We start from the raw sequence: 17651 nt of genomic DNA on the forward strand, positions 1-17651 counted from the left end.
TGCCTATGATTCATACAAAACATCTTGATAATAATTTCTTTGGGAAAGCTCTGCAACTGCTCTGTAGGAAACACTATTACAAAAGGAATCCATTTTTTGCCTTTGTCCTTGCCGAACTTCTATGAGCATAAAACGGGGTCTAAACTGGTTAAAATTTAGTCCTTGAAGAACTTGGAGTTCAAACCCCTCTACATCCAAAGATAGTAAATCTATTCTTTTTACTTTATGTTTTTCAAGAATAAAATTAAGGGTTGTGACAGGTACTTTTACTACGTAAGTTTCAATTTTTTGCAGTTCACATCCCCGCTTAATGTGCTTCTTTACCTCCTCTTCAGACATGGCTTGTTTAACCAAAGACATTAAATTACAATAGTGCATATCAATTTCATCTCTATCGTAATTAAAAGGCACTAGAGCATAGTTTTCTACAACGCATCTAGGTCTGTTATGGCGACAGAGTTTAACTAAATCTGGTATAGGTTCAATCAAGACTCCAGTCCAGTTTCTGTATCGTTCTAAAAAGACTGTGTTGCTTTGGGATATTCCGTTATTTGCTCCAGCCTCGATAAAAAACCCATTGTCAAAGTTTAAGTAATCTGCAAGTTTCAAATCAAGTCCGTTAAGGCCAAATGATTTTTTAAACTTCTGGGGAGAAATTTTAGCGGCTCTTTTGTAAAAAGTTACAGCCTCTTCCCATTCTTGCTTTTTGTACAAAACTTCTGCTAAGTTATAGCAATCCATACCTGAGTATGGCTTAATGGCAAGAACTTTACGATAGCAACTAATTGCTGAATCAAGTAAGTTTTTCCGATGAAATGCCTGCCCTAAGTTGCTTTGAAATTTGTAAAAATAAGGTTGAATTTCTACAGCTTTTGTAAAATTATCAACCGCCTTATTAAGTTTTCCTTGTTGTGCTAAAACTTCTCCTAAATTATAGTAATATAGGGCTGAATTAGGATTAATTTCAATCGCCTTTTGGTATTCAACAACAGCCTCATCCAATTTGTCTTGCTTAACAAAAGCATCCCCCAAATTATTATATGCCCAAGCAAAATTAGGATTAATTTCAATCGCCTGATGATAAAGAGCGATCGCCTCATCCAACCTCCCCGCCCTCTTCAACTGGTTGGCCTGCTTCAACAACTCTCCAGCACTGATACCCTCATTACCCATAACAACCCAAATATAAATCTACTCAAACACACTATTCTACCCCAAAAATTCCTTTTTAATCTCAGCCAAAGAAACTATTATCTGCAAAGAAGTTAAAAATTCAACAACACGATCTAACTCTAGCCATAAAATTTCAGCTAAAATCAATAATAATAGAACTTTCATAATTAAACTTAAGTCTCAGTCATTTAGTTGGCAGTAGGGGAGTAGGGGAGATTAAAGTCTTGAAGTAATTATAGAAATTATCAAAAACAGGAAATTCAACTAATGACAACAAGCAAAATTCATTTGTGGACAGTAGCAGAGTATCATCAAATGATAGATTGTGGTATTCTGACACCAGAATCCCGCGTCGAACTATTAGAAGGTCGCATCATCAAAATTAATCTCCAACGTGCTCCTCATGCTGCAACAACTCAACGGACATCAGATTATTTAAAGTCTCAATTAACTCAGGAAGCTCATATTAGGATGCAGTTACCAGTTACACTATCAACTTCTGAACCAGAACCGGATATCGCAGTAGTAAATATCGATCCTAAAGCTTATGGCGATCGCCACCCTAGTGCAGAGGAAATATTCTTTTTAATTGAAATTTCTGATACTACCTTGAGAATAGATCGACAAGAAAAAACACTTATCTATGCTGGAGCAAATATTTCTGAATATTGGGTTTTAGATGTAGTACAACGCCAAGCTTATATATATCGTCATCCTACACCAGGAGGTTATCAATCTGAAACTGTTTTCTCGGATAGTGAAGTAATTAATCCCTTGAATTTTCCATCAGTTTCCTTATCCTTTACAGAAATGTTTTTGCCTTGATATCCTGCTATTAATTCTAGTCTTAAATACTATTTACAGCAGTTTTCTAGTTGATGAGGTACAAAGTTTTATTGCTCTAGGCAACAGGCAACAGGCAACAGGCAACAGGGAATATAGGAATAAATAGTCTTATAGCTGTACCTCACTATCCTCAAAAGTGCTGCAAATAGTTATAAAAGAGCTAAATTATACCATATATTGTACCATAAACAATACCAGTTCCTGAAATATAACCATGAAATTTATCAGCCCCAAAATCGACTTTGCCTTTAAAAAGATATTTGGTTCTATTCATAGTCAAAATATTCTCATTAGCTTTCTCAATGCCATAGTTTATAACAATCAAAATATCATTCAATCTCTGAAAATAATTAACCCCTATAACCCTGGAGTTACTAACACTATGAAAGAGAGTTATTTTGATGTAAAAGCACTTTTAGATAATGGTTCTACCGTGATTATTGAAATGCAAATATTGAACGTAGAAGATTTTGAAAAACCAGAAATTTATAATTTAGCTAAAGCCTATGGAAATCAATTAGATGCAGGGCAAGGTTATATGATGTTGTAACCTTTTATAGCTTTAACGATCGCCGACTTTGTTTTATTTGAAAAGACAGATAAAATGATTACCAAATTCAGGTTTAAAGAAGAAACAGAATTGTTTAATTACCAAGATGAATTAACATTAATGTTTGTAGAATTACCCAAATTTAATAAAGAATTGTCAGCGTTAGAAACCTTAAGCGATAAATGGATATATTTTATTAAATCGGCTCCAAGTTTAGAAGTAATACCAGAATCATTAGAAGAAGTATCAGAAATAGAAGCAGCATTAAATATAGCGAATAAAGCGAACTTAAACAATGCAGAATTAGAGGAATTAGAGCAACAGGAAAAGTTGATTAGAGATAAGAAAGGACAAATTAGTTTAGCCAGAAAGGAAGGAATTGGAATATTAGTTAAACGTCAAATTCGTCGCAAGTTTGGCGAAATAGCTCCAGAAGTTCAGACTCAGATAGAGCAATTATCTTTGGAAAAATTAGATATTTTAGGTGATGAAATTTTTGATTTAGCAACAATAGCAGACTTGGAAAACTGGCTAGATAATAATGGATAATTGATAATGGATAATTGATAATGAAAAAGTTTTAAATCTCTAGTTTTCTATCTAACTCTCTAAAAAGGGGAACGGGCAAGATACCCATTCCACAAAACTACAAAACTATTAAAATCATCCCGCATTTTTGCAACGCCTAATAATCAAACAAACTTACTCCCTTTAGGCCAACCATACAATTGTAATCTGTAGAAAAAGTTGGGGAATAAAGCAAACAAATACTTAAAAATCTTAAATCCCAAAGGTTCATCATAAGTTCCCACCCATTCCTTACTATTCTCAATCCAATTCACAATTTTCTCAGCCACCTTATCCCCAGAGGGAGCAGAATTAACTCGATTAGCTCGAATCTTATAAGCTTTATCATTCAAACGATTCACTGGTGCCCAAGCAAACTTACCAGAAATAGCACCAGGGCGATACAACCGCAGGCGAATCATATTTTTACTGGAATGATAAACAATTGGCCCGACACCAGACCAGTAATAATGCAAGGCAATTTTGCCAGAATGATAAACAGGTCCGAAACAAGAAGGACTTCCATCAGCAATTGACCCAATAGCAATCACATCCAAAGGTCTACTCCGGGGTAACTTAGCTGCTTCAGCACCTACAACCGCAGGCCAAGTATAATTCACCCGATTCATCGACTCTACCAACTCAACTATGGGAATTCCACCCTCTCCTACTTCCGTCTCAATTTGACCAGCATTCAAAATCACCACATCCGGGTCATACTCAAATAGTTTTCTGGCATCCTCAATAGTTTTCTGGGGAGAAACAAACAACTCATCAAAAAAATCTCCCTCTAAACTAGGTTGACGAGTCACACCAACAACCCGCCATCCCCGTGACTTATAAACTTTACCCATCGCACTACCCAAAGTGCCTGAAATTCCAGTAATTACAACAGTTTTCATTTAATTTGATCGTTAACTTGAGGACTTGCGCTCTCCGGTAACGGAATGTCGGGATGTTTCGTAGCATTCCGTAGGAAAACTAAAACCAGTAGATTATACAAAAAATATGTTAAAATATCAATATTTAGGGTTTGCTGAAAAAGTCTTTTAGTAGGGGTAGGAGACAGGAGACAGGAGACAGGAAGAACGGGGAATGAGCGAAGAGGTAGGAGCGGGCGTTTTGTAAGAATGATTTTTCTGCCACCATCATCCCAAAATACTAGCTTTTTGAGCTTTTTCCGCTGAAAAGCTGGCACTTTTTTAGACAAAAAAATGCTAAAACCTTTATCTGTCAATACTTTTAGATTTAATCAGCAAGCCCTATTTAGACATCTTTTATTTTTGATGGTTTGGGTACGTTACGCGATCGCGCTTCAACATCCTATTTTTCTCTATTATTTAGAACTACTAAGGGTTTCCAGGTTTTTTTTATTCTGAAAAAGTGCAAGATTTGTAGATCTTTTCGTCTCAAAATGCTAATACCTGTCCCCTCCCCTGAGTATCAGACTTTTTCAGCAAACCCTAATAATTATTAATTATTAATTATTAATTATTAATTGTTTTTCAAAGCCAACCAGCAAATTCCTGAGTAAAGCGATCGCCCAAAATAGCATCTCGAATCCGCTGAGTAAAGCGAATTAATTCTGTGACATTATGAAGAGACAATAGAGTATAACCTAAAGACTCCTTCGCTCTTACCAAATGAGCTAGATAAGCTCGACTAAAATTTTGACAACAATAACAAGGGCAAGATTCATCAAGAGGGGTATAGTCTTCTCGGAACTTAGCATTTTTCAAGTTCCACCTCTCCCCTCTAACCAAAGCTACTCCATGTCGTCCTAAGCGAGTCGGAATTACACAATCAAATAAATCTATGCCAGAAGCGATCGCTCTTACCATTTCTCGATAAGTGCCAACTCCCATCAAATAACGAGGTTTATCTTCTGGTAATAAAGGAGCTGTTACTTTAACTATATCATCTATTAGCTCACCAGGCTCTCCCACACTCACTCCACCAATAGCATAACCCGGTAAATCCAAATCTACCAACTGCCTTGCTGCTACAGAACGCAGATCGGGATAAACACCACCTTGAACAATACCAAACAAAGCCTGATCCTGACGCTGATGAGCCTCAACACAACGCTTCAACCATCGATAAGTACGATTTGTTGCCAACTCCACCTCTTCCCTACTCGCTGGGTAAGGTGGACATTCATCAAAAGCCATAATCACATCAGCTCCCAATTCATTCTGAATTTGGATCGAACGCTCTGGAGTTATATCAATAATACTACCATCACGAGGTGAGCGAAATTTAACACCTGTTTCACTAATAGTTCGGATTTCTCCTAAACTAAATACTTGGAAGCCCCCAGAATCAGTTAATATTGGCCCACTCCAGGCCATAAACTTATGTAGTCCACCAGCACCAGCTATAATACTTTCTCCTGGTTGTAAGTGAAGATGATAAGTATTTGCCAAGATCATCTGAGCACCCGCTTTCTCTAACTGAGTAGGTGTGAGAGTTTTGACAGTTGCTAAAGTCCCCACAGGCATAAATCTAGGTGTATCTACACTACCATGAGGAGTCAAAAAAACACCTGCACGAGCTTTTGTGTTGCTACAACAAGCCTGAAAATGAAAGGAAAAGTTTTGGGACATGATAGTTAGGTATTGGCAATTAAAAAATTCTAACTGTTTTCTCGAAACTGAGAACAAACAATTTATATGGTTTGCCTCATTCCCTATTTTTTTCCTTTCTGCTTAAAAGGGGCAATCATCATCATCAAACTGCATATCCCAATTAGATGACAAAACTTGATCCATTACTGCGTCAAAGGCTGCAGCATTTATATTTCTAGTAGTTTCTTCTTGAAGAGGGTTTGACAGAGGAATTAGTCTTAACTGACGTCCTTCAGTAATTAAATCAAAGTATGTTTCTTTCTTTGATGATTGTCCAAGTTCTAGGTAATCAAAACTCAGCACATTTAGGTATATTGAATGATTAGCAACTAAAGTTGACCGTTGACAATCCGCAAATACTTCTAGTATGTATCCTTCACCCCGGCTTTGAATCTGGCCATCTTGAGTATGGATATAGCGGACTCTACCTAAATCTATCAACAGTCTTTGCATATCACGTTTATTGACAACTATGCCAATGTCAATTATGCAAGGAGCAGATACTCTCTGGTCAAAATTATTGGAACTCATATAGCAAAAGCCTCTGAATTTGATAGAAATTTATCAGAACAGTTTTTTTTTATTCTGAGTTATTTAGATAGTGCTATTCTTGTTCCAATTCTGGCATAGTTTCTTGGAGTATGAACCAATAATATAGTAATCTGGTTTGGAATATGCACAAAATCTCATGTAAAAGGGAACAATTTATCTAACAACAGCTCATCTGGAGTAAGAGTTTCAGACTCTTAATCTATAGTTAAATTTTTTTATACATTCTATGAGTATATATATTTAACTATGTATGTATCCTGGAAATCTTTCAGGTCTATACAAAACTATTTTCCCAATATTAAATTTTTACCATACAAAACTCATTTTGTCTACTCCATTGTTGTTAATTTGATTTGAAACAAATGCAGCAAATATTATTTTTTTTGATACTATAGTTAACAACAAGAAGCCAAGCTCAGAAAATTTTGGGTGGTAAAAAATATTGCTCCAAGTAATTAGGAAAACTCTGACAAAACTCAGTGCTGGAATTGCATTTTACACCTGTTTACCGATTCCCCATACTTGGAACTTGGATTTTAATGGTATTGCTCGTTTCGCTCCTTTGATAGGATTGATAGTAGGGGGTATCCTTGGGGTAATCGATCTTGGATTACAAATTTTAGGAATGCCTATACTCACCAGATCTGCTGTAGCGATTATATCTGGAATTATTTTAACTGGTGGTTTACACTTGGATGGGGTGATGGATACTGCTGATGGGTTGGCAGTGCCAGACCAGAAACGACGACTGGAAGTAATGAGTGATAGTGCTACAGGAGCTTTTGGGGCAATGGCAGCGATCGCTCTATTGTTGCTGAAAATTACAGCTTTAACAGATTTAGATAACGACCGCTTTTTAATACTAATGGGAGTAGCAGGTTGGGGAAGATGGGGACAGTTAGTAGCGATCGCTCGTTACCCCTATCTCAAACCTACTGGAAAAGGAGCATTTCACAAGGAGGTAAAATATTCGATTTGGGATTTTATCCAAAGTCTACTTTTATTACTGAGTCTGAGTGGAATCCAAATTTTATTAAACCCTGAAAGTTGGTTAGTAGCTTCTGGGATGGCAATAGGAGGAATAGCGATCGCTCTGTTGACAGGTGCTTGGTTTAACCGTTGTTTGGGCGGTCATACTGGGGATACTTATGGTGCTGTGGTTGAATGGACAGAAGCGTTGTTATTGTGTTTATTGGTTACTTTAGAATAGCAATCAGTTATTAGATAAGGCAGCTATGCTGTTTGCGTAGCATTCCGTAGGAAAGGGAGAGAAAAGTTCAAAGGGAGAAGGTTTTTTGAGCACAGATTATCCGGACATGATATTACGCATAATCACCAAATATAGAACGCTATTGGTAGGGTGTGTTAGCGGTAGCGTAACATACAAAAACCCTATATCTATTGTCAGTGCGTAAATCCTGTGTGTGTTTTAGTTGCTTTGGAATAGCGAACGGTATCAGTCCCCAAGCAAAGTGATCACAACCTGAAAAAAAACTGCTAAACTAGATAGATAAAAAAAGGCTTTTTAAAGATTAGACATCTCCAAAAATCAAAAATAAAATCAATTCTTATCCATAAATTATCAATTATTTCTCCCTGTTGCCTGTTGCCTGTTGCCTGTTGCCTCTTTTCTGGAGATGTCTATTGGAAAATGAGACAAATCAAACGACTAACAGCTATTATTGAGCGGGAGGGTGATGGATATGTATCTTTGTGTACGGAACTGTATATTGGCAGTCAAGGCGATACGACAGAAGAAGCGCGGTCTAATTTGATTGAAGCTTTAGAAATTTTTTTTGAGACTGCTGATGCTTCCGAGATTGAGCGTCGCTTGAAATAAAAATGTATAAAGACGTACAAACAATTTTCAACTCAATTCCTAATGAGGTTGCTTAGCAAAATATTGTACAATTTGAGCAGCTTGATGATCGCGTTGCTATAGCTAATGACTTTTATCCTATACAATATTGGCATCAGAGATAGTGATAACGCCATCTCTGAGATCGAAGGCTACAGCCTACAAAGCTCTCAAAATTATGCTGAGAGCACCTGCCCAATCTCGCGGTGCTTTATGACCGCAAGCCGGGCAAAAGTGAATTTTGGAGCCACCAAGTTTCTTGTCGATGTAAACACATTTGGGAGAAGTTTTGCTAGTATAAAGCTCATTATATCATGTTCCCCCGGAGGGGGAACATGATATTACAACTGATAACTGAAATAACTCCTGAGTGCTAATTTTTAGGCTCTATCCAAACTTTTATACCCTCCACTCTGAGAGCTTGGTTGCGAGTACCACAATATGCACCATTGGAATAAACTGGTAAATCTCCCATATTCTGAACGTGAGCTGTATAGAATACATCATAATTGGCAGCTTGAATACCTGTAAGACGAATCGCAAATCCTTCTATTCTTCTAGCTTTGCCACGTTCTCCAGCTAATTTTCCAGCTTCTAACCAAGGAGTATCACCTATTTCAGAAACATGAGCCATGTATTCAAGTTTTAACCCAGGAATAGGCGGTTCTATATTGATTTGAAAAGCTTCTACACGAAAACCTTGACCGCGAGTACCTGCATATTCTCGACCAGCAAAAATGCGATCGCCAATATTTTGTATATGAACTAAAACTTTCAACCCTACAGAAACTACTGATTTTTGATTAGTAGTTTCTCCAAACATCATATTTGGTCTTTCAACAGTGGGAAAATTTTTAGAGACTTCCACACCAGGAACAATAATGATTTCGTCTACAGGTTTTGTACCTCTAGGTGTTGGGTCTTCTAAAATCATCACATCTGGATCTTCAATAGCTGTTTCTGCACCACCAGAAGGTACTACTATTAAAGGTGGTAAACTTGGAACAGTTGATTTTTGCGTATTAGTTGGTTGAGTGGCAATATTTTGAGTTCGGTTTAGTTCTTCAAGTGCCGGAAGTTTAATTCTAGATGTTGTGGGTAAAGAATCATTAGGAATTGTCAGTTTTTCTCTAGATATAGCTAACATTAGTTTTTTGCCAAAACTGGCATTAACTTTTTCCTCTAATTCCAACCACTGCTCATCATCTAAATTTTTACCCTGTTTGACAAGTTTTAATACTGCTGAAAGTGGATGTGTCTCTGCAATTAAAGCTTGAGCTTCATCTGGTAATTTGTCAGATTTTGTATGAGAAATTAATTGATGTAGTTCTTTGGCTTTTGCTTTAAGTGATTGCAAAGGAGGAAATTCTGGTTGCTCTTGATGAGCGATCGCCAAGATTTGATTAAGAATATCTAAAACTGGTTGACTGCTTGATGATTCTGTGGTTGAAGCTAGTGCTTTAATTAAGTTTTCTAAGTCTGTGAAGGAAAATATTGCCCCTGCAGAAACTTGAGATGTTTTTGCCAACTCTAGTCCTTGCTCTTTAAGAGTAGCAAAATCTCTACCATAGGCCATCAATTCTTCTAGTAAACTTTCTGAAGGGGGAGTACCTGCATTTTGTAGTTCTTTAGCTGCCAGGGAGAGGCGAATACCCAATTTAGGAAAATTTTCTGATAGAGATGCTAGTTTTTCCAACAAGTTATGATCGGCTGTTTCCATATTGTTGTTAGAGTAAATTTATATAATTACAGTTTTATATATTACTTTAGTGGGTTAAAACCTACTATCAATCAACACAATTTAATAGAGGAAATAATCGCCTCAGAGCAAAAGCACAAGTTCGAGAATGGACTAAGTTAGTAAACCTTCCCGTTTGGCCTTTTTCCTGCTTTTCAGACTTGCTATTCAACTTGGCCTTGTGTTCTTCAAACTTGGCTTGAACTTCTCAGCCAACTTGAGAGACTAATCTTTTCTGAGTTACAGTTGTTCCACTCCAATTGTAAAGTTCTGTCTTTGCAATACTAGAGTCCGAGCTACTAAAACTTTCAACTTGAGCGGAATTAGCCAACTTAGCCCGACATCTATTTATAGTAGCTGTGTTATTGGCTTTTAAACCTTTTATATCCAGATAAATTTCATTCATTTGTGCTATTACTCCCGGCTCGAATCCGAGAAAAGCAGTTTCCTTTTCCCAGTTCTTGAGTGCCTAATAACAGTTTGAAAAAAGAATGCTATAAAAAGTGCATCTCGATCGGATATGCTTAAAAATAGCTTCTCCAGTTCATTTTAGATGGTTATATCTATCGTTTTCCCTTTTTTTTCAATATTTATCATTTTCTTTGTGGGTTTAATACCCCACCGTCAACGGGGGTGTTCACGCATTACTTGGGGGAGCGTAGACGCGGAGCGGCCCTTCGTTGACTATCCCCATGTAATTTTCCTCCTGTCTCCTGTCTCCTGTCTCCTGTCTCCTTCTTCAATCCTTCTTCCTTCTTGCTTCTTCCTTCTTTCTTACTTCTACTATTTGTAACAAAAGTTGATCAAATTGGTATAAGTTGCCACAGCCAGCGCTTCGACTTGGTCGTTTTTGTAGGGGAAGCGTTCCGACTAGGGAAAAGAAGATCAAAAATTTGTCAAAAAACCTGATTTAGCACTCAAATTAGTTCAAAAAATATTGTTCATAAAATATCGTCCTGGTGTAGCTTTAGCGGATGGAGGTTATGGCAATAATTCCTCTTTTTTAGAGGAACTAGAGAAATTAGAGTTGAACCATATAGGAGGTTTAGCAAAAAACCGAAAAGTCAATATTATGGGTGCATCTCAATTTTGAATAAAGCCAAAAATTTCTTGCTTTTAGGCAACAGGCAATAGGGAACAGGCAACAGGGAATATATAGGAAAAAAGTATTTTTGCAAATATGAGATGCACCCAATATTATTAACCCAAAAATAGGAAAAAAACAGTGACAAAAAAGGTTAGATAAAATTATATGATCTTGAGCATAAAAAGATTTTCAAGAAATTACTTTGTTTGATGTTACTGAATTTGATGTAATTCGTATTACAGTATCGTATTTACCAAAAATATCAAACTCTGAAAGAAGGGATTTATTTTTTCTGGGGAAAAACTTGAAGAATGTATGTCATTATACAATAATTTTATGAGAGTTTATCTGCCCAGATAAACAGGATAATTTCACATTATTTTAATTCTAGATTAATTTGACTAAGCAAAATTAATTTGATAAAATATTGTCGGTGTTTAAAAGTAAAAAAAAGACATTTTTGTCCATTGACAAACGAAGATAAATTTTAATATTCCCTTAACCTTTCACAAATGAAATATCTAGACAAGTAGAGCAGCCTAAAAGTAGTGTTAAGTTAAATATCGTTTCAAGTTAAAGTTGAAAAGAAGGGAAAAAATAATGTTACAAATACCTCAAAAAACAACAGACTCAAGCTATGATATTCTGAGGGCGGAGCGACAACCCCTAACCTCAATATTTGCCCCAGAAAATGTGGCAGTAATTGGTGCTACAGAAAGAGTCGGCAGTGTCGGACGCACAATTCTCTGGAATCTACTCAGCAATCCTTTTGGAGGCACAATTTTTCCGGTTAACCCCAAGCGTCATAGTGTGTTAGGAATTCCAGCTTATCCAAATATTAAAGCCATACCAGCACCAGTAGACTTAGCAATCATTGCCATACCCGCACCAATGGTCCCTGATGCTGTGCGTGACTGTGTAGAAGTAGGCATAAAAGGCGCGATCATAGTCTCAGCCGGATTCAAAGAGATTGGACCAGAAGGCATAGAATTAGAACGACAAATTATGGCAACAGCCAAGGGCAAAATGCGACTGATTGGCCCCAACTGTTTAGGACTAATGAACCCCCATAGTGGACTAAACGCCACCTTTGCTAGCACTATGGCAAACCCAGGCAACCTTGGTTTCATTAGTCAGAGTGGAGCATTTTGTACAGCCGTTCTCGACTGGAGTTTCCCAGAAAACGTAGGCTTCAGTGCATTCATTTCCATAGGCTCAATGCTAGATTTAGACTGGGGCGACCTGATATACTATCTTGGAGACGACCCCCACACCAAAAGTATTGTCATCTATATGGAATCCATTGGCAATGCGCGCTCATTCCTGTCTGCTGCTCGTGAAGTAGCATTGACCAAGCCAATAATAGTGATTAAAGCTGGTCAAACTGAAGCTGCTGCTAAAGCTGCTGCTTCACATACAGGGTCACTCACAGGTAGTGATGAAGTGCTAAATGCTGCCTTTCGTCGGTGTGGGGTGTTGCGAGTGAATCGCATCTCTGAACTATTTAATATGGCAGAAGTGATGGCAAAACAGCCACGGTTGCCAAAAGGACCGAAACTGACAATTATTACTAATGCTGGAGGACCAGGAGTCTTGGCGACCGATGCCCTGATTGCTACTGGTGGAGAACTTGCACCTCTGGCAGAAGAAACAATTACTCAACTGAATGAATTTCTCCCCACCCACTGGAGTCATGCTAACCCCATTGATATCCTTGGTGATGCTGACCCAGAGCGTTATCGCAAAACTTTAGAAGTAGCAGTTAAAGATCCTAACACCGACGGTTTGCTGGTAATTTTGACTCCTCAAGCAATGACCGACCCCACTCAAACAGCTGAACAGTTGAAGCATTATGCTCAAACTGCTAAAAAACCAGTATTAGCAAGTTGGATGGGAGGGGATGAGGTAACTACAGGTGAAACTATTCTCAATCGTGCTAGTATATCAACTTATCGTTATCCAGATTCTGCTGCCAAGCTCTTTAACTTTATGTGGCAGTACAATTATAACTTACAGGGTATTTATGAAACCCCAGTGCTAGCAGAAGAACAAGAAAGCGGTCCAAACTGTTCTATAGTTGAGCAAATTATCAAAACAGCTCAGAATACAGGCAGAAATATTCTTACAGAATCAGAATCAAAACAAATTTTAGCTGCTTATGGTATTCCTATTGTGCAGACCTTGGTTGCCAAAACTGAAGCAGAAGCAGTGGAACGTGCTAATATAATTGGTTATCCAGTGGTGCTGAAACTGTTTTCCGAGACAATTACCCATAAAACTGATGTGGATGGTGTGCAGTTAAATCTTAAAGATGCAGAAGCAGTAAAATGGGCATATCAAAATATTCAAACATCTGTCACTGAGAAAGTTGGGTCTGAGCATTTCCTAGGGGTGACGGTACAACCAATGTTAAGTTTAGACCGTGGTTATGAGTTGATTATTGGTAGCAGTGTTGACCCACAGTTTGGTCCGGTCTTAGTGTTTGGTACGGGTGGGCAGTTAGTAGAGGTGTTTAGAGACCGGGCGATCGCTCTGCCACCTTTGAATACAACTCTCGCTCGCCGGATGATGGAACAGACAAAAATTTATCAAGCTCTCAAAGGAGTAAGGGGAAGGAAAGCTGTAGATTTGGCAGCGCTGGAAAAGCTATTAGTGAAATTTAGTCAGTTAGTGGTAGAGGAACCTTGGATTAAGGAAATTGATATTAATCCTCTGTTAGCTTCTTCGGAAAGGTTGATTGCTTTGGATGCAAGGATAGTTCTTCATGATCAGAGTGTGGGTGTAGAGAAATTGCCATCATCAGCTATTCGTCCGTACCCTACTCAATATGTCAAACCTTGGCAAATGAGAAATGGGGAGGGGGTGACTATCCGTCCTATTCGCCCAGAGGATGAACCGTTGATTATTCAGTTCCATAAAACGTTGTCAGAGGAAAGTGTGTATTTGCGTTATTTTAACTTTCTCAAGTTGAGTCGGCGCATTGCTCACGAACGATTAACCAGAATTTGCTTTATTGATTACTATCGGGAAATGGCATTGGTGGCGGATTATAAAAATCCAGAAACGGGAAACCATGAAATTTTAGGAGTGGGTCGCTTGAGTAAGTCACATGGGGTAAATGAGGCAGAGTTTGCGATGTTGGTGAGCGACCCCTATCAACGTCAGGGGTTAGGGACGGAATTGTTATTGCGACTGGTGCAAATTGGTCGAGATGAGCAGTTAGAGGGAATTGTTGCGACAATTTTAGCTGAGAATATAGCTATGCAAAGAGTTTGTGAGAAAGTGGGTTTTCAATTGCAGCGTAGTGCTGATTTAGTAGAGGCGAAATTGACAATCTGTCATTAAGTAGGACTCAGCGATCGGCTATCAGCTTCTCAAGGTGTATAATGGGGGATTAAAACCCCCATAAAAGACACACTACGCACTTTTCAAATAAGTGTGGGGAACTTAAACCCTTGATTTTTTAGCGCTCCAGCTAAATGCTGTTTGCGTTTGCGTAGTATTTCAGACCGAAAGTATTCCGGAACGGAAAAGCTGATAGCTAGTTAAATCCGGGCGATCGGTAGTTATGGTTGTGACTCTGGCTTGCTTCCAACCTCTGAACCACTTTGGGACTTTGGGGTGGGTGCTAATCCTGTGAAGTCATTATTGGCTATTTCCTGAACTGTTGGTTACTCTGGTTCTGGTTGTGCTTCTAATGCAGCTTCTAACTTAGTCGCAAGGTCAGGAGGGCAAGGTTTTTGATACTTTGCATTTACTCCTTTGAGCGATCGCTTGTCCACGACTTTGAATGTGTCATCCTTTGGTAGATAAATCACTCGTTCGTTCTCTTTGCACTGTTTACCTGCACGGTAAAACCCAACATAACGCCCTATCTCTCGTCTTCCTTGAGGGTTAACCCAACTAACTAAATCAAAAGGCAAGGCTCCTTTTTTAGTGGTAGCATTAATACATTTGATCAGGTTACGCTCAGGAATTGTGCAGCTTTCCCAAATCTCTCCAGTCTTCTCAGCTCCTATCTCTGACTTGAATTGCTCTAGTTGTGATTTATTTTTCTTAGATAATAGCTGCTGCTTCAGTTCAGTCAGAGTCGCTTCAGGTTGTTGCAAACTACTCCTAGTTTCACTCGCTTCTACTTCATCAACTTCTAAAGTTTCGGTTTGGACTGGAGAATTTTTTTCTATGGATTGCTGCCGATTTTTTTCTGAGATTTTATTAATGGCTGCATTTACCTTAGCTATTTCTGCCTCATTAGAGTATTGTGATTCGATTTTCTCAGATTCTGGTGTATCTTGTGGAGGCTGTTGACCAAATACACTGTCGTATGCTTGTGCCTGCTGTGAGGTGTAGGTAGTCTCTGAATTGCTTTTGTGTTGCTCTTGCTCTTCTATGTAGGTATCGGCAGCCTCAATCTCAGCGATCGTTTTTTCTAGGTGGTGGATTAAGTAGCCTAATAAGCGGTTATAGTATAATCGTGTTTCGTTTACTGAATTAGTAATTGGTTTAGTGGCCATTAATTTTGTTAGGCCCAAGTAGGCTCGTAATAAAGCCTTGTCTTGGCTGAAATTTTGTAATATAATTGAAATTGGATTGATGAAAAATATCATTGATTTGTCTCCTGATACTTGTTTACCGGGGACTCTAAAAGGGCATTGCCTCAACTTTGCTAGGAGAGGGCGGTGTCCTTTTTTATTGTCCACTTGTAGAACTTCTTTATTGGCCTCTACATTTATCATTATAGCTTGCATACTAATAAATGTAAATAAATTTTATAATTTTTTTTACTTGCTTACTACCTATAATATAACTTATAATATATACAATCAATAGGAGGACTGTAATATGGCCACTAAAACAACAAAAAAGAAGCAGACTAAAACCTCTACTAAGTGTGGGAGACCAGGAGGAAACCCTGATTTATTAGCTTATAGATGGAAACCTAAAGTACCAGGAAAACCCAAGTCTAATAATTTGACTGTCCGGGTAGATGACGAGATGTTCAACGGAATCAAAAAAATTTCAGGTTGGCAAGACAAGTTAAGAGCGAAAATCGACGAACTTCTACAAGAGGAAAATGCGCAAGACTATCAGACTGGGGACGGGGTGGGTTTAGTGGGAAAGTAGTTGCGATCGCGAAAATAGCAGTCCCTGAGATGCTTGCTATGTAAGACTTTCATTTCTAGATTGCCCTTTAATAGCCGCTTCGCTGATACTGTTGGCGAAAGTAATTATTTTGTAACTTATGGTAATACACCAAGAATTAATTAAGTAAAAATACTCACTAAATTCATCCCAAACATCTCAAGCTGAATTATAGATGAAAACAAAATCTTATTTCTTTAATAGAGCAATCTTGAAGTCTTGAGCCTTATGAAAGTCAAAACTAGGGGTTTGCTCCGCGTGGCAGAGTTCTTTAGCACTTTCAGGCACTTTTTCAGATAAATAATTCATTAAATTAGAAACTTTTACATTGTTATCACCTTCTTTATTGCCTCTTCCTTTAAGTGCTTCAATCAAATGATAAGTATAAATGCTCATTTTTTTATCTGGTCGAATCCAAGAGCTTTCCGAATCTTTTGATGAAGTAAAAACTACTATACCCTCACCATTTTCCCAATTATCTACTGATATTTTAGGATAAGCTTTTGCTTCAAAACCAGAGAGAATTTTTGAGAATAGTTGTTTTTGTTCGTCTTTAGACCTTGCCATTCCAGCCGCATGACAGCTGTCAATGATAATCAAAAGGCGTTTTGATTTAATTTGTCGTAGTTTCTCGTTAAAGTTTTCTGAACTTAATGCAGTTTCTTCAAGGTGATCTTTATCTGTATCATGTGGTATGAGATAATAGCTGTTATCGTTTTCTCTATATGCCCCGTGACCTGAGTAATAGACAGTTACTGTTGCGTCTGGGTCATGTTCAGCCTGCCGCTTCAACCAATCCAGCCCGTCCAAAATGTTCTCGCGTGTTGCTGAGTCATCATGTAAAAGCCGAATATGGTTTTCATCATCGAAATAAGCACAGAACTGTGGGTTAACTAAGGTTTCACGGATTTTTTCTACATCTTTAACAGTTACTGGTAAAGATAATTTTCTATTAGCACATTCTCCTACACCAATAAGCAGAGCATATCCGTGTTCAAAATTTTTTTTCTGTGCTTGTTGCCTTTGTCTTAATTGAATCAAATAAATTGTTTCTAACACTAGACCTAGCAATAATAATCCTAAAGCTGCTTGCCAGATAATTTTCCAGTCATAGGGATCAATGGGATTATTGCCCAGTTTTTCTTCTACTCCTGCCCCCTGGCCACTGTTACCTGGTAAATCTTCTGGTGGAACTTGATTAATATAATCATTAACATAATCATCAATATATTTTTTCTGAAGTTTGTCGAGTTCTTTCTGATTCTTTCTAAGAAATTTATTAATAGTCTCTTCCCAATCGCTATCATCAGCAGGAAGTACTAAACCATAAGGTTCTGATCCAAGTGTTTCCCTATAGAACCCTGATGGTATCTTTTTTTTCAATAATCAGGCGATCGCCAATCTCTTAAGCAGCAGTCTCACAAAACAAAGATTGACCTTGGCTGTGGCATTTTCTAAGGTTCTTTTCCTGCGGAATGCTGCGCAAACAAAATTTTTGGCCAAGCTTTTGC

Annotated in this window: 14 protein-coding genes and 3 pseudogenes; 7 read left to right on the plus strand and 10 right to left on the minus strand. The window is 38.0% G+C overall.

Annotation, left to right across the window (positions count from 1 at the left end):
• Window positions 1–3: 3 nt before the first annotated feature.
• Both F6K27_RS22370 and F6K27_RS22375 read right to left on the minus strand, forming a co-directional pair.
• On the minus strand, window positions 4–1173 hold the full coding sequence (locus F6K27_RS22370) for an FkbM family methyltransferase (protein ID WP_287278649.1): 1170 nt from the start codon (window positions 1171–1173) through the stop codon (window positions 4–6).
• A gap of 36 nt (window positions 1174–1209) precedes the next feature.
• A complete protein-coding gene (locus F6K27_RS22375; RefSeq protein ID WP_287278651.1) occupies window positions 1210–1338 on the minus strand; it encodes a hypothetical protein in 129 nt (42 codons plus the stop codon).
• A 102-nt stretch (window positions 1339–1440) separates the two neighbouring features.
• Between F6K27_RS22375 and F6K27_RS22380 the strand changes: the two genes are divergently transcribed.
• Together F6K27_RS22380 and F6K27_RS22385 are read left to right on the plus strand one after the other, a co-directional pair.
• Complete coding sequence (locus tag F6K27_RS22380) at window positions 1441–1998, plus strand: Uma2 family endonuclease (protein ID WP_287278653.1); 558 nt, start codon at window positions 1441–1443, stop codon at window positions 1996–1998.
• A 235-nt stretch (window positions 1999–2233) separates the two neighbouring features.
• Window positions 2234–3118, plus strand: a pseudogene (locus F6K27_RS22385) (Rpn family recombination-promoting nuclease/putative transposase).
• A gap of 143 nt (window positions 3119–3261) precedes the next feature.
• Here F6K27_RS22385 and F6K27_RS22390 read toward each other — a convergent pair.
• From F6K27_RS22390 to F6K27_RS22400, 3 genes are all read right to left on the minus strand, one after another.
• Window positions 3262–4038 (minus strand): NAD-dependent epimerase/dehydratase family protein, encoded by a 777-nt coding sequence (locus F6K27_RS22390; protein ID WP_124143510.1) that lies wholly within the window; start codon window positions 4036–4038, stop codon window positions 3262–3264.
• A 603-nt stretch (window positions 4039–4641) separates the two neighbouring features.
• On the minus strand, window positions 4642–5742 hold the full coding sequence (gene tgt / locus F6K27_RS22395) for a tRNA guanosine(34) transglycosylase Tgt (RefSeq protein ID WP_287278655.1): 1101 nt from the start codon (window positions 5740–5742) through the stop codon (window positions 4642–4644).
• Between the two features lie 102 nt (window positions 5743–5844).
• A complete protein-coding gene (locus tag F6K27_RS22400; protein WP_124143512.1) occupies window positions 5845–6294 on the minus strand; it encodes a hypothetical protein in 450 nt (149 codons plus the stop codon).
• Between the two features lie 463 nt (window positions 6295–6757).
• Between F6K27_RS22400 and cobS the strand changes: the two genes are divergently transcribed.
• Entirely contained in the window at window positions 6758–7525 is a 768-nt protein-coding gene (cobS, locus tag F6K27_RS22405) for an adenosylcobinamide-GDP ribazoletransferase (protein WP_287278657.1), read from the plus strand.
• 441 nt (window positions 7526–7966) lie between these two features.
• Entirely contained in the window at window positions 7967–8155 is a 189-nt protein-coding gene (locus tag F6K27_RS22410) for a type II toxin-antitoxin system HicB family antitoxin (protein ID WP_124143514.1), read from the plus strand.
• Window positions 8156–8332: 177 nt separating this feature from the next.
• Here the strand turns inward: F6K27_RS22410 and F6K27_RS22415 are convergent.
• The 3 genes and pseudogenes from F6K27_RS22415 to F6K27_RS22425 all read right to left on the minus strand — a co-directional run.
• Window positions 8333–8470 (minus strand): annotated as a pseudogene (locus tag F6K27_RS22415) (zinc ribbon domain-containing protein); the annotation flags it as partial.
• 76 nt (window positions 8471–8546) lie between these two features.
• Window positions 8547–9893, minus strand: coding sequence for a hydrogenase (locus F6K27_RS22420; RefSeq protein WP_287278659.1), 1347 nt, complete (start codon window positions 9891–9893; stop codon window positions 8547–8549).
• A 226-nt stretch (window positions 9894–10119) separates the two neighbouring features.
• Window positions 10120–10317 (minus strand): hypothetical protein, encoded by a 198-nt coding sequence (locus tag F6K27_RS22425; protein WP_287278661.1) that lies wholly within the window; start codon window positions 10315–10317, stop codon window positions 10120–10122.
• Window positions 10318–10803: 486 nt separating this feature from the next.
• Between F6K27_RS22425 and F6K27_RS22430 the strand changes: the two are divergent.
• Window positions 10804–11004, plus strand: a pseudogene (locus F6K27_RS22430) (transposase); the annotation flags it as partial.
• Window positions 11005–11598: 594 nt separating this feature from the next.
• Complete coding sequence (locus F6K27_RS22435) at window positions 11599–14343, plus strand: bifunctional acetate--CoA ligase family protein/GNAT family N-acetyltransferase (RefSeq protein WP_287278663.1); 2745 nt, start codon at window positions 11599–11601, stop codon at window positions 14341–14343.
• 326 nt (window positions 14344–14669) lie between these two features.
• On the opposite strand, the gene F6K27_RS22440 is transcribed toward F6K27_RS22435, so the two are convergent.
• On the minus strand, window positions 14670–15605 hold the full coding sequence (locus F6K27_RS22440; protein WP_287278665.1) for a hypothetical protein: 936 nt from the start codon (window positions 15603–15605) through the stop codon (window positions 14670–14672).
• 235 nt (window positions 15606–15840) lie between these two features.
• On the opposite strand from F6K27_RS22440, the gene F6K27_RS22445 reads away from it, so the two are divergent.
• Complete coding sequence (locus F6K27_RS22445) at window positions 15841–16122, plus strand: hypothetical protein (protein WP_287278667.1); 282 nt, start codon at window positions 15841–15843, stop codon at window positions 16120–16122.
• A 207-nt stretch (window positions 16123–16329) separates the two neighbouring features.
• Here F6K27_RS22445 and F6K27_RS22450 read toward each other — a convergent pair whose 3' ends face one another.
• Window positions 16330–17523 carry a caspase domain-containing protein gene (locus F6K27_RS22450; protein WP_287278668.1) on the minus strand — a complete coding sequence of 398 codons (1194 nt, stop codon included), beginning with the start codon at window positions 17521–17523 and terminating at the stop codon, window positions 16330–16332.
• Between the last annotated feature and the right edge of the window lie 128 nt (window positions 17524–17651).

The organism is Okeania sp. SIO2F5, assembly GCF_010692685.1.
In the GTDB taxonomy this organism is placed as follows: Bacteria; Cyanobacteriota; Cyanobacteriia; order Cyanobacteriales; family Microcoleaceae; genus Okeania; species Okeania hirsuta.